Source organism: Streptomyces sp. bgisy027, assembly GCF_057710365.1.
On the sequence record NZ_JBYIVZ010000007.1, the window covers coordinates 98,619 to 111,451 of the forward strand.

The following is a 12,833-nucleotide window of genomic DNA, read 5'->3' on the forward strand; positions in this document are numbered from 1 at the left end:
AACAGGGGGGTCGGACAGGGGAATTACGTCCGCGAGCCCGGCAACCACCTCTCCCGCGTGGACAGGTCGCGTTACGTGAATGCAGACTACTGCCTACGCTCGCCGGAACGTGCTGGGGACCGGGCTCCTTGTCCGGTATGCAGTTGAATGGTGGGAGAGTTGACCGTTCCCTGCTTTCCGCTCACAACATTCATCCGGCGTTCACCGCGTACCCGGGTCCCCGGAAAATGAGCGCGGTGCGGTCTTTCCGGCTGCCGGGTGTCCCGGTATTCGGCGTGGGCCGGAAAGCCAGTGAAACCGGAGGTTCTGTTCCTTGAGTGTGGTGCTGTTTCGCCGGCCGGCCCGCAGGCGCGGTCCCGAGATGCCCGAAGGGCAATTGACCCTCCAGGAGCCGCCGGTCCTGGCCGAGACGGTGCCCGACACCTCGGCGATATGGACCTATCTGCCGATGGCGCTGATGTCGGTGTCGATGATGCTGATGTTCCTGCGCCCGGGCGGTGGCAACGGGGTCTTCATCTACCTGGCGATGGGTGTGATGGCGCTGTCCGCCGGCGCGATGCTGCTGGGCCAGCTGATGCGCCGTTCCAGCGAGCGCAAGCAGCGCCTGAAGGGCGAGCGCCGTGACTACCTCCGCTATCTGGCGCAGACCCGCAAGCGGGTCCGGTCCACCATCGTGGAGCAGCAGCGGGCGCTCGCCTGGCGTCACCCGGAGCCCTCGTCCCTGCGTTCGCTGGCCCGCACCTCACGGCTGTGGGAACGCCGCCCTGCCGACGAGGACTTCGGCGAGGTCCGGCTGGCGGTCGGCGAACAGCAGCTCGCCCTCACCCTGAACCCGGTGTCCACCCGCCCGGTGGAGGACCTCGAACCGCTCTGCGCACACGCCCTGCGGCGCTTCATCCGCGCCTATTCCACGATTCCCGAGCAGCCCCTCGGCCTCTATCTGCGCTCGTCCGCGCGGGTGCTGCTGCGCCCCGAGGAGGCACTGGACGAGGAGCCCGCCGCGTCGCCCGGGAGCCCTGAGGGCGTCGACGACGAAGCCGTACGCGCCCTGCTGCGTGCCGCTCTCGGTCAGCTCGCCGTGTTCCACGCGCCGGAGGAGCTGTGGATCGCCCTCTGTGTCAGCGACGAGCGCCGCGCCGACTGGGAGTGGGTCAAGTGGCTGCCGCACGCGCTGCATCCGCACGAGGAGGACGGTGCCGGTCAGGTCCGCCGGATCACGGCCGACCTGACCGAGCTGGACGACCTGCTCGGCGCCGAGTTCGCCGAGCGCCCCGGCTTCGACCCGGATGCCCGACCGGGCCGTGACGAGCCGTACACGGTCGTCGTCCTGGACGGCATCACCGTCCCCGAGGGCCACCGCTGGGAAGGCCACGGCTACCGCAACGCCGTGGTGCTGGACGTCTCCGGCGCGCTGCGCTGGCGGCCCGGCCGCAACACGCTGCGGCTGACCGTCGGGCCGGACCAGGTGAACCTGGTGCGCACCGACCGCAGCCGCAAGGAGCGCTCGGTGCCGCTCGGCCGGCCGGACCGGCTCGGCCCGCTCGGCGCACAGTCCCTGGCGCGGCTGCTCGCCTCCCGCCGCATCAGCCTGGGCAGCGACATCGCGCAGCCGCTGGACAGCGACGTGGAGCTGACCACCCTGCTGGGCATCCCCGATCTGCACCGGCACGACACCAAGGCCCTGTTCGCCCGGCACACCGGCTCCGCACGGCTGCGGGTGCCGATCGCGGTCGGCGTCGACGGCCGCCCGGTGGAACTGGACATCAAGGAGTCCGCGCAGGGCGGCATGGGCCCGCACGGCATGCTCATCGGCGCCACAGGCTCCGGCAAGAGCGAACTCCTGCGCACCCTGGTCCTCGGCCTCGCCCTGACCAACTCCTCGGAGACGCTGAACTTCGTCCTGGTCGACTTCAAGGGCGGCGCCACCTTCCTCGGCCTGGAGGAGCTGCCGCACACCTCCGCGGTCATCACCAACCTCGCCGACGAGGTCGCCCTGGTGGAGCGCATGCAGGACGCCCTGCACGGCGAACTCATCCGCCGCCAGGAGCTGTTGCGCGCGGCCGGCAACTACACCTCCGCCCTGGAGTACGAGCGCGCCCGCGCCGGCGGTGCCGACCTCACCCCGCTGCCCAGCCTGTTCGTGGTGGTCGACGAGTTCAGCGAACTCCTCTCCGCGCACCGCGAGTTCATGGATCTGTTCGTGATGATCGGCCGCCTCGGCCGCTCGCTCGGCGTGCATCTGCTGCTGGCCTCGCAGCGCCTGGACGAGGGCCGTATGCACCAGTTGGAGAGCCACCTGTCGTACCGGGTCGGCCTGCGCACGTTCTCCGCCATGGAGAGCCGCGGTGTGCTCGGCGTGCCGGACGCCTACGAGCTGCCCGCCCAGCCCGGCAGCGGCTATCTCAAGTCCGGTGTGGAGGCCCTGACGCGCTTCCGCGCCGCCTACTCCTCCGGCACCTACCGGCGGCGCACCGGCGCGGTCGTGCAGGCCCGGGTGGCCAGCCAGGTGGTGCCGTGGACCAGCGGCTGGGTCGTGCCGCGCACCCTCGACCCCACGCCCGTTCCGGAGCCGGAGACCGAGGAGGGCGGCGACGAGGAGACCCTGCTCGACGTCGCCCTGGAGCGGCTGCGCGACTCGGGTCCAGCCGCCCACCAGGTCTGGCTTCCGCCGCTGGACGAGCCGTCCCCGCTGGACACGCTGCTGCCGGGCATCGCCGCCGACCCCGAGCGCGGCCTGACCGCCGCCGGCTGGTCCGGCACGGGCAGGCTGCGGGTCCCGGTCGGCCTGGTCGACAATCCCTTCGAGCAGCGCCGCGACCCGCTGGTCGTCGACCTGTCCGGAGCCGGCGGCCATGTCGCCGTCGCGGGCGGCTCGCAGAGCGGCAAGTCCACCCTCGCCCGCACCCTGATCGCCGCGCTCGCCCTGACCCACACGCCGTCCGAGATCCAGTTCTACTGCCTCGACTTCGGTGGCGGCGGCCTCTCCCAGTTCGCCGCGCTCCCCCACGTCGGCGGGGTCGCGGCGCGGCTCAACCCGGAGCGGGTGCACCGGGCCGTCGCCGAGGTGATGACGCTGCTCGCCCGGCGTGAGCAGTTCTTCGTCGACCACACCATCGACTCCATGCAGTCCTACCGCCGTCGCCGCGCCGCCGGGGAGTTCCCCGACGAGCCGTTCGGCGACGTGTTCATGGTGGTCGACGGCTGGTCCACGGTCCGTCAGGACTACGACGACCTGGTCCCGAAGTTCAACGAGCTCGCCGCGCGCGGCCTGAACTACGGCATCCACCTGCTCATCACCACGACCCGCTGGGTGGAGCTGTCCGCGCAGGTCCGCGATCAGGCGGCGACCCGCCTGGAGCTGCGGATGGGTGATCCGATGGACTCGGAGATCGACACCCGCAAGGCCCGCTCGGTGCCGCGCAGCGGTGGCCGCGGCATCACCGCCGACAGCAAGATGCACTTCCTCGCCGGCCTGCCCCGTCTGGACGGCAGCGGCTCCCTCGAGGACCTCGGCGACGGGGTCGCCCACCTGGTCGGCGAGGTGGCCAGGCACTGGCCGGGCCCGGCCGCGCCGCAGGTCCGGATGCTGCCGCACCGGCTGCCGCTCGCCGAACTCCCGGCGCCCGAGCAGACCGAGGGCGGCGGCATGCGCCTTCCGCTCGGCATCGACCAGGACGCCCTGGAGCCGGTGTGGCACGACTTCAGCCGCACCCCGCACCTGATCGTGGTCGGCGACACGGAGAGCGGCAAGACCAACCTGCTGCGCCGGATCACCGCGGGCATCACCGCCCGGTACGCCCCGCACGAGGCGAAGATCATCGCGGTGGACTACCGGCGCACGCTGGTGGACGGAATCCCTGAGGAGTACCGCATCGGGCACGTCATCTCCCTGGACAACCTCAAGGAGACGATCGACGGGGCGGCCCGCGCGATGAAGACCCGTGTCCCCGGGGCGGACATCGCCCCCGCCCGGATGCGCAAGTGCGACTGGTGGACCGGCCCGCGTCTGTTCATCCTGGTCGACGACTACGACATGGTCTCCAGCAACTCCTTCCAGAGCCCGTTCGAGCCGCTCTTCGAGCATCTGACGCTCGGTTTCGAGATGGGCCTGCACGTGATCGTCGCCCGTAGCGCCATGGGCGCGGGCCGGGGTCTGAGCGACTCCCTCATCCGCCGGATGGACGAGGCGAACAACCCCGCGATCCTGCTCTCCTGCCCGCCCACCGAGGGCCGCCTCTTCGGCAATGCGAAACCCGTCAACCTGCCGCCGGGCCGGGCCCTCCACATCGCCCGCCGCAAGGCACGGCTGATGCAGACGGCTCTGGTGGAGACCGCAGCCGGCCAGGAAGGCTGAGACGGAACGACGACGGCGGGGATCACCTGGTGATCCCCGCCGTCGTCGTTCCCGTGCAGACCGTCAGTCCTCCGGCGATCCCCCGCCCCCGGCCCGCGCCGGGCGCCAGCCTCGGGCGCGTGCCCTGGGCAGGGTGAAAGCGGCCCACAGGACGGTGAGTACGGCGGTGGAGCCGAGGATGACGAAGAGCGCGGCCCGGTCGGTGGCGGCGTCGGCGTCGGAGGTGTCACGGACGGCCACGCGCTCCGCGGCGCGCTCGGTGCCGGCCGACGCATCCGGGTCGCCGAGGACCGTGGTCACGGCGGCGTACGCGTCCAGTTGCGGGATGTCGGCGGGGTAGGCGGTGGCGGTCAGGCGGTGGGTGACGGTGTCGGGCGAGTCGTCCGGGTGGGCCGCGCGGACCACCGCGGCGGCACCGGCGGCGTAGGCGGCGGCGACCGAGGCGCCGGCGCCGAGGTAGTGGCCGTCACCGCGCGGGCCGCCGGAGACCACACCGGCCCCGGGCGCGGCCAGGTCGATGCCCGTGGTGGGCAGTGCCCGGTCCGGGCGGAGGCCGCCGGGGAGCATGTCGGCGACCGAGAGAACTCCCGGTTCCCCGGCCGGCCAGTACACACGGGACGCGATCTCGTCGGTGCCGCCCCGCGTCGGCGGGTCGGGGGCGGCCGCGGCGACCACGATCGCGCCCGCGCGGCGGGCGTCGGCGACCGCGCGGGTCAGTTCCGTGTCCCGGCGCGGCAGGGCCACCGTGACCGCGATGACGTCGGCCCCGGCCTCGGTTGCCTCGCGTACCGCGGCCGCGACGAGTGCCGGGCTCGCTTCACCGCGGGTGTCCGTACCGCGCAGGGCCAGTATCCGCGCGCCCGGGGCGACCCCGGTGAGACGGGAACCGCTACCGGCGATCAGCCCGGCCAGGAAGGTGCCGTGTCCGACGCAGTCGTCGGCTGCCGAGCCGTCGGCGGTGACGCGGCCGTCGAGGCCGTCGGCGTCGGGGGCGACGCCGGTGTCGATCAGGGCGACGGTCACACCCGCGCCGATGCCGTGGCCGTGCGTCCGGTCCAGGTCGAGGCGCTGGCGTGACCAGTCCTGCTTCTTCGCCTTGGCACGAGAGGCGGCGGTGCACTCGGCGTCCGTGTCGAGCGCGGAGGGCATCGCCGGAAGTTCCTGGCCCTTCTTCCCGTCGGCCGTCGGTACCCCCGACTGAGGTGCCGTGTGGGCCGTGACGGCAGCGGGCAGGAGCAGTGCGGCGGCGAGGCCGGCGCCGGACAGCAGTCGGGCGGCCCCGCGGGCGGGAGGCTTCACAGGCCGGCCGCCTTCGGGGCCGCGACGACGTCCTCGGGAACGAGGATGCGCAGGTCGTCGAGTGTGGGTGCGGCCAGCGAACTGAGCCGCCCCGCCTGGCGGGTGACCATCGATTCGAGCACCTGCCGGGCGAGCCGCGCGTTGCCGAACGAGCGGTCCCGGGGCAGCGCCTCGAAGTACGACTTGAGCACCGGGCCGGTGCCGGGCCCGCACTCGTAGCCCATGCTCGCGGCCTGTGCGCGCACGATGGTGACCAGTTCCTCGGAGGAGTAGTCGGCGAAGGTGATCCGGCGCGGGAAGCGCGAGGACAGACCCGGGTTGGAGGCGAGGAAGCGCTCCATCTCGTCGGTGTAGCCGGCGACGATGACGACCACCTCGTCGCGGTGGTCCTCCATCAGCTTCAGCAGGGTGTCCACCGCCTCCTGGCCGAAGTCGGCGCCGCCGCCCTGCGGGGTGAGGGTGTACGCCTCGTCGATGAACAGCACACCGCCGCGGGCCCGTTCGAAGACCTCGCGGGTGAGCTGGGCGGTGTGGCCGATGTAGCGGCCGACGAGGTCGGCGCGGGCCGCCTCCACCAACTGGCCCCGTTCCAGGATGCCGAGCTGGGTCAGGATCTCGCCGTAGAGGCGGGCGACCGTGGTCTTGCCCGTGCCGGGCGGGCCGGTGAAGACCAGGTGGTGGCTGAGCGAGGGCACCGGCAGCCCGGCCGCGGCGCGGTGGCGTGCGGTGGTGATGAGGTTGACCAGGTCCGCGACGTCGCGCTTGACCTCGGCCAGGCCGATCATGTCGCCGAGGCGGGTCAGCGGGTCGTCCTGAGGCGCGCCGGACTCGGCGGCCTTCGCGGCGGCGGTGGCCGACACGTCCTCCGGGAGGAGCAGCCGCAGGTCGTGCTCGCCGACCTGGGCCTGCGAGGCGAGGCGTACGGCCTGCCGGTCCACCATCTCCTCGAACACCCCGCGTGCGGCACGGCCGTTGCCGAAGCCGGCGTCCCGGGGCATCGCCTCGAAGTGCGCCGCGAGCGCCTCGGCGGTGCCCTCGCCCAGTTCGTACTGGTGCTGGCCGCACATGTTCTCCATGATGGCGACCAGTTCGGGCACGGAGTAGTTCTCGAACTCGACGGTCCGGGAGAAGCGGGAGGCCAGGCCGGGGTTGGAGCCGAGGAACGACTCCATCTCGCGGGAGTATCCGGCCGCGACCACGACCACGTCGTCGCGGTGGTCCTCCATCAGCTTCAACAGGGTGTCCACGGCCTCGCGGCCGAAGTCGGCGCCGCCGTTGCCGCTGTCCGCGGTGAGGGTGTACGCCTCGTCGACGAACAGCACGCCGCCGAGGGCCCGTTGGAAGGTCTCGGTGGTCTTGATAGCGGTCCCGCCGACGACCTGTGCGACCAGGTCGGCACGGGAGACCTCCACGAGGTGGCCGCTGCGCAGGGAGCCCAGTTCGGCCAGGATCGCCCCGTAGAGGCGGGCGACGGTGGTCTTACCGGTGCCCGGCGGGCCGGCGAAGATCAGATGTCTGCTCATCGGCGGTGCGGACATGCCGAGTTGTTCGCGGCGCTGGGCGAGCTGGGTCAGGTTGACCAGGGTGCCGACCTGCTGCTTGACGTTCTCCAGGCCGATCAGCGCGTTGAGGGCCCCGAGCGGGCCGTCCACGCGGTCCGGCGGGGGTGCGTCCGCGGCGCCGGAGCCCGCCGGGTCGGTGTTCTCGGCGCTGCCGCTGCCCCAGGCGTCCCGCTTGCCGTTGCCGGTGCTCTTCAGGCCGTCCACGGCGAGCCGTTCACCGGGAGTGGTCTGTACGAGGCCGCCGCCCTCGTTCTCCCGGGCGAGGCAGTTCACGAGCGAGACCGGGGCCGTGGACTCCACCCGGAAGCCGTCCTGGGCACCGCCGGAGACCTCACAGCCGCTGAGCGAGGCGAGCGCGCCCTCGCGGAGCAGGAAGCCGTGGCCCTGTGCGGCGTGCACCGTGGTGCGGTTGGCGGTCAGCTCACCGCCCGCCGCGACGACGACGCCTTCCTCGCCGGATATCTCGACACGGAAGTCCCGGACGGTGACATTGCCGCCGTCCTCCACGACGAGGCCGCTGGTGGCGGTGTCCGAGACGCCGCCACCTGCCAGGTAGAGGGTGCTGCCGGAGCCCACGCGCACGCCCGCGCCCTTCGGCCGGACGATCTCGCAGTCCTCGGCCCGGCCGCGGGCGTCCTTGCCCGCCGTGATGCCGTCGCCGGAGGGCTCCACGAGCCGGGCCCGGCGCAGCAGCGGGTTGGCGCCGCCGCGCACCGAGACCGCGGGCGATCCACCGATGACCTCCAGGCGGTCCAGCTCGGGCGCCGAGTCCTCTTCCAACAGCAGCCCCGCCTGCTCGCAGTCACGGACCGTCAGACCGGTCAGCGCCGGGGAGGCGGCCCCCGCGACCCGGAGCGCCGCGCCCTGCGCGCCGTCCACCCAGCAGTCCTCGAAGGTGCCGCGCGCCCGGTCGGTGACCACGATGCCGTGACCCCGGGTGCGCGAGACGCGGCAGCGGCGCAGCACCGGGTCGGTGCCCCCGGCCAACGCGATCCCGTTGCCGGAGGCGCCGGTGACGCGGACGTCCTCCAGCGTCGTACGGCCCGCGCTGCTCAGGTGCACTCCGGTGCTGGTGTCGTGCACCACGGTGCGCACCACCGTGAGGGAGCAGTTCTGCTCCAGGGCGATGGAGGGCTTGTCGGTGGAGGAGATGTCGCAGTCCTCGACGCTGCCGGTGGAGTCGCCGTTGGCGAGCAGGCCGTTGCCGCGCGCGGCGCGCACCGTGCAGCCCCGCAGCCGCGCCTCGCCCTGTTCGGCGAGGACGAGCCCGCTGGTGCCCAGGTGCTCGAACGTGCAGGACTCCACAGTGGTGGGCGTGGTCGAGGTGACGACGATGCCGGCGCCCTGGGGGTTGCTCACCCGGCAGTCGCGCAGCGCGAGGGAGCCGGTGCCCCCGGCCAGTACCGCGGTCCAGGCGGCGCCGACGATCTCGCAGCCGTCGAGCGCGGCCTGCCCGCGCCGTACGTCCACGGCGGGCAACTCGGCGTCGCCGCCGCGCAGGGACAGCTCGGAGAGCATCACGGCGTCGGCGCGCAGGGCGAGGACGCTGCCCGAACGTGGCCGGATCTCGACCGTGCCCCGGCCCTCGGCGGCGGTGAGGGTGACCCTGGTGTGGATCACCAGGTTCTCCGCGTACGTCCCGGGCCGGACGCTGATCAGCGCCCCGGTACGGGCAGCCGCGAGTGCCTCACCGATCGTCCGGTAGCGGTCCCGGTCCCCGGGACCGACCGTCAGTACCTGGCGCGACACGCACCAACCTCCTTGCTGGGGCAACGTCTTCAGCTGGCGCCCCCGGTCTCCGGGAGCGGGTGTCGGCGAACCGACGGTGCCATCATGCCCCGCTGCCGGGGCGGGCAGATGCCGGGAGCGATGCTCTCGGCCGGAAGGCGTCCGGAGCGCGGTCAGACGCTCCACTTCTGGTTGTCGGTGCCGGCGCAGGTCCACAGTTGCAGCCAGGCGCCGTTGCCCGTGTTGTTGTCCTTGATGTCGACGCACTTGCCGACGACGGTGTTGACCAGGTCGTGGCGCTCGTTGAGGACGAACTTCTGGGCGGCGTTGCCACTGCACCGGGCGATCTGGATCGGGGTGCCGTCGTTGTAGTTCGCGTTGGCCACGTCCAGGCACAGGCCCTGGATGCGCATGGTGCCGTCGGAGGCGAACTGCCACTTCTGCGCCACGCCGTTGTTGCAGTCCCACACGAACAGCTTCTTGCCGTCGCCGAAGTCGGCGTTCGGTACGTCGAGGCAGCGACCGGAGAGATGGCTGCGCACGGAGACCGGGGCGCTGAACGTCACACCTGGGCCGGGGTTCGCGGGCTGGTCGGCGGCGCCGCCCCCGGACGTCTTCCCGCCACCCGGCTTCGCGGGCTCGTCCTGCTTGCCCGTGTCCCCCTTGGGCTGCTCCTTTCCGCCGCCGTCCTGCTTCGGCGTCTCCTTGCCCGAGCCCTGCGCCGTGCCCCCGCCCGGGGCTTGCTTCACCGGCTTGTCGGGCTTGCCGGAACGCTTCTCGTCGTCGTCCGGAGTGCCGGTGTCGGGCTTGGTCACCACGAAGTCGCCCGGTGCCTCCTGCGCGCCGTCACCGAGTACGGTGCCTCCCGCCGGCGCCGTTCCGGCGTCCTTGTCGTCGCCCCCGGTGAGCACGAGGAACGGCACCGACACGAGCAGTGCCCCGGCGACGGCGGCCCCGGCCAGCACGGCCTTGCCCGGCCGGCCCACGGGAGCGGCCTGTTGTTGCGGCCGGTCGATGGCGGTGGCGGTCATGGTCCGCACGAGCGCGGGCAGCCGGCTCTTGGCCTCCGCGGCAGCGCCGGGGGCGGACTCCGAGTCGGAGTCGGGGTTCGACTCGGCTTCGGACCCGGACCGGCTGCCGGGGGCGGTTTCTGCCGCGGGCTCCGGCCCGGTGGTACGGCCTTTCGCAGCGGCCTCGGGTGCGGCGGACTCAGGTGCGGCGGACTCAGGTGCGGCGGACTCAGGTGCGGCGGCCGATGTCCCGGCCTCGGCGTCGGGCTTCGCCTGCGTGCCTCGCGACTTCGCCCGGTCGGCCTCGCCCTGCCCCTGGGTGGACTCAACCTGGGGCTGGGGCTGGGGCTGGGGCTGGGCGACGGTGGCGGTCGAGGCCGTCTCCTCGCCGGCGGAACCGGACTCCGCCCGTGGGGAGGCGGGGGTGTTCTGGGCCGGACGCGTCACGGGGTCCTCCCTGTGGTGTGGGGCCGGGGTTCGGAAGAGTTGCGGGTCCGGACCTCGGAAGGGGCCGCGGGCGCCTGCTCGGCTTCCGGTTCGGGCAGGGCGTCGAGGAGCCTGTCCGCCGGGACGAGCAGGGGGGCCGCGGCACCGGCGTTGACCATCAGCTGCGCACCGGAACCGCGCAGCGATCGGGCCAGCTCCTGCGCCGGAACGGTGTCATGGCGAAGTGCCGCGGACATGAACTCGTGTGCCGGTGAGGTGAACGAAAGGATCACTGGGCTTCCGTCCAGGCCGGCTGCCGTCAGCGGCCCGCCGTCCGGTCCGCGCACCACCGTGACCTCCGCTTCCGCGAGCACCGCGATCACCTCGTCGACCGAGCCGTAGCCGGTGGCCGCCCGCTGCGCCGCCGCGTCCACCGGGTCGGTGGGCTCCGGCCAGCCGAGCACCCGTGCCGAGGGCCGGTAGGCCGGGTTGGGACGGTAGACCCCGACGTCTCCGCTGTCGTCGGACTGCCACTCCCCCGCCACCGCCCATTCCGGCGGCGTACGGTCCTGGGTCCACTCCGGGTCCACCATCCCGATCCAGTGGCCGGGCGCACGGCGGGCGGCGTCCCGTACGGCCTCGGGTATCCCGGGGATGTCGGTGACCTCGACGTCGTCGGCGCCGGACGGCTCCACGGTGGCCGGCCCGGAGCTGTCGGGCACGTCGGGCCCGCCCTCTAGCCGTTGTCCGGGCCGCATCTCCACCTGAACTCTTCGGTCAGTACGAACACTTGGGTGCCGGCGGCTTGCGCACGTGCCGGCGATGATCAGATCGGGAGCCCAGGATGCCACACGAGCACCGCCCGTTGCGGAGCGGGCAGGGTCCGAATCGCGTGCCCGCGTGCCCGTTTGCTGCCCGGGTCGGGAACTTTCCGGGAGCAGCGAGGCGTGAGTGGACAAAGCGACGCGGGAGTTGGGGGAGGCGGTCGGCCGATCGCCCTTGCTACGGGCTAAGTTGGGCCGTACGGGAAGACCTCGTAGTTCGAGAAGGCGTCGGATCGGTCTGCGGCCGCCACCGCGGCGGGTCGGTGCACCTCGGCGACCGGGACCGGGCCGAACCGGTCCGACCCCGGCGCGGCGCTCGAACAGCACCCGCCGGGCTTCCCGGTGTTCGTCCAGCCGACCACTGCACGGGCCCCGGCCACAACCGACAGCTCCGCCACCGAGGAGGAGTACCGCATGTCCCCCCAGCCCCCCACCCCCGACGCGAACGCGGAGGCGGCCGCCACCCGCGCAGGGGAGACCGCAATGCCGCCCACGCCTGCCGCACCGGACGAGCCGACCCCGAGTCCCGCCCCTGCTGCGGCTCCTGCTCCTGCTCCTGCTCCTGCTCCTGCTCCTGAGGCGGAGTCCGGGAACACCGCGTCGGAAACCGGCACCGCAGGGGCGAAGTCCGGCACCACCGGGGCCGGGGAGCCGACTGCCGCCGCTGCCGAGGCGACCACCGCCACGGGCACCGGGGAGCCCACCGTCTCGGGCACCGGGGAGCCCACCGCCACCCCGGTCCCCGACACCGGTGAGACCACCGCCACCGGATCCGACGAAGCCGCTGCCTCAGCCGCAGCCGGGACCACCGAGGCATCAGAGGAGCGCGTCGCCGTAGCGGCCGCCGTGGCGACGACGCCGCCGGGCACCAGGACCAACACCGGTGCCGGCAGCGGCCGCCCTCGCAAGCCGATCCTGGCGGGCGCGGCGATAGCCGGCGCCGCGTTGATTGCCATACCCCTGCTGCTGACCGGCAGCGCGAAGGACGACGGCCCCCCGGACTCCGCCAAGGGGTTGGCCGCGGAGGGCTCCGACACCGTCCTCAACCCGACGTCCGCCCCCGCCGCCCTCGACGACTACGTGGCCGAGAAGCCCAGTCCGTCCCCGAAGAAGGCGAAGGCGACGAAGAGCGCGCCCGCCAAGGTCACCGCGCCCCAGCCCGTCGTACCCACGCCGGAGTCCAGCCCGAGCAGCAAACCCGAGGCGAAGCCGAAGGCCAAGCCCAAGCCGAAGCCCAAGGCGACCCCGCAGCCGAACTGGAGCACCGAGACCGTCTTCGCGACCAGCGTCCTGGAGGTCAACCAGGCCTGGACCACGAACCGCATCCGGATGGTCATGCAGACCGACGGCAACCTCGTCGTCTACAACGAGCACGGCAACCCGATCTGGGCGTCCATGACCTTCGGCTCGAACCACCGGGCGATCTTCCAGTCGGACGGCAACCTCGTCATCCACAATGGCGAGGACCGCCCCATCTGGGCCTCCCAGACCTGGGGCCACGAAGGAGCCCGACTCGTCCTCCGTGCCGACGCCAAGGTGGTCATCGTCCAGAACGGCGCCGTGCTCTGGTCGACCTGACCCCCTGCGGCGGGGATGACCTGCCGGGTACACCCCCGCCGCGAGCAATCCG

At 72.9% G+C, this 12,833-nt stretch carries 7 protein-coding genes; 2 read left to right on the forward strand and 5 right to left on the reverse strand.

Features of this window, described 5'->3' with window-relative positions:
• The first annotated feature begins 361 nt into the window (after window positions 1-361).
• On the forward strand, window positions 362-4,354 hold the full coding sequence (gene eccCa, locus AC3ETA_RS09675) for a type VII secretion protein EccCa (RefSeq protein WP_432192401.1): 3,993 nt from the start codon (window positions 362-364) through the stop codon (window positions 4,352-4,354).
• Window positions 4,355-4,417: 63 nt separating this feature from the next.
• Here the strand turns inward: eccCa and AC3ETA_RS09680 are convergent, their stop codons facing one another.
• The 5 genes from AC3ETA_RS09680 to AC3ETA_RS09700 form a co-directional block, all read right to left on the reverse strand.
• Complete coding sequence (locus AC3ETA_RS09680; protein ID WP_432192402.1) at window positions 4,418-5,653, reverse strand: S8 family serine peptidase; 1,236 nt, start codon at window positions 5,651-5,653, stop codon at window positions 4,418-4,420.
• The gene (locus tag AC3ETA_RS09685; protein WP_432192403.1) at window positions 5,650-8,964 is read right to left on the reverse strand and encodes a right-handed parallel beta-helix repeat-containing protein; all 3,315 of its coding nucleotides are present in this window, start codon (window positions 8,962-8,964) and stop codon (window positions 5,650-5,652) included. The genes AC3ETA_RS09680 and AC3ETA_RS09685 overlap by 4 nt, the downstream gene beginning before the upstream one ends.
• A gap of 152 nt (window positions 8,965-9,116) precedes the next feature.
• A complete protein-coding gene (locus AC3ETA_RS09690) occupies window positions 9,117-10,400 on the reverse strand; it encodes a ricin-type beta-trefoil lectin domain protein (protein WP_432192404.1) in 1,284 nt (427 codons plus the stop codon).
• Window positions 10,397-11,137 (reverse strand): type VII secretion system-associated protein, encoded by a 741-nt coding sequence (locus AC3ETA_RS09695; RefSeq protein WP_432192405.1) that lies wholly within the window; start codon window positions 11,135-11,137, stop codon window positions 10,397-10,399. The genes AC3ETA_RS09690 and AC3ETA_RS09695 overlap by 4 nt, the downstream gene beginning before the upstream one ends.
• Before the next feature lie 251 nt (window positions 11,138-11,388).
• Window positions 11,389-11,619 carry a hypothetical protein gene (locus AC3ETA_RS09700; protein WP_432192406.1) on the reverse strand — a complete coding sequence of 77 codons (231 nt, stop codon included), beginning with the start codon at window positions 11,617-11,619 and terminating at the stop codon, window positions 11,389-11,391.
• Here AC3ETA_RS09700 and AC3ETA_RS09705 point away from each other — a divergent pair.
• A complete protein-coding gene (locus AC3ETA_RS09705) occupies window positions 11,618-12,781 on the forward strand; it encodes a mannose-binding protein (protein ID WP_432192407.1) in 1,164 nt (387 codons plus the stop codon). The two genes, AC3ETA_RS09700 and AC3ETA_RS09705, sit on opposite strands and share 2 nt — an antisense overlap.
• The last annotated feature ends 52 nt before the right edge of the window (window positions 12,782-12,833 follow it).

Excerpts from the sequence above, each read along its gene's own strand:
- eccCa (WP_432192401.1), top strand. The coding sequence starts at position 362 with ATGCCCGAAGGGCAATTGACCCTCCAGGAGCCGCCGGTCCTGGCCGAG.
- AC3ETA_RS09695 (WP_432192405.1), bottom strand. The coding sequence starts at position 11,137 with ATGCGGCCCGGACAACGGCTAGAGGGCGGGCCCGACGTGCCCGACAGC.
- AC3ETA_RS09705 (WP_432192407.1), top strand. The coding sequence starts at position 11,618 with ATGTCCCCCCAGCCCCCCACCCCCGACGCGAACGCGGAGGCGGCCGCC.
- AC3ETA_RS09700 (WP_432192406.1), bottom strand. The coding sequence starts at position 11,619 with ATGCGGTACTCCTCCTCGGTGGCGGAGCTGTCGGTTGTGGCCGGGGCC.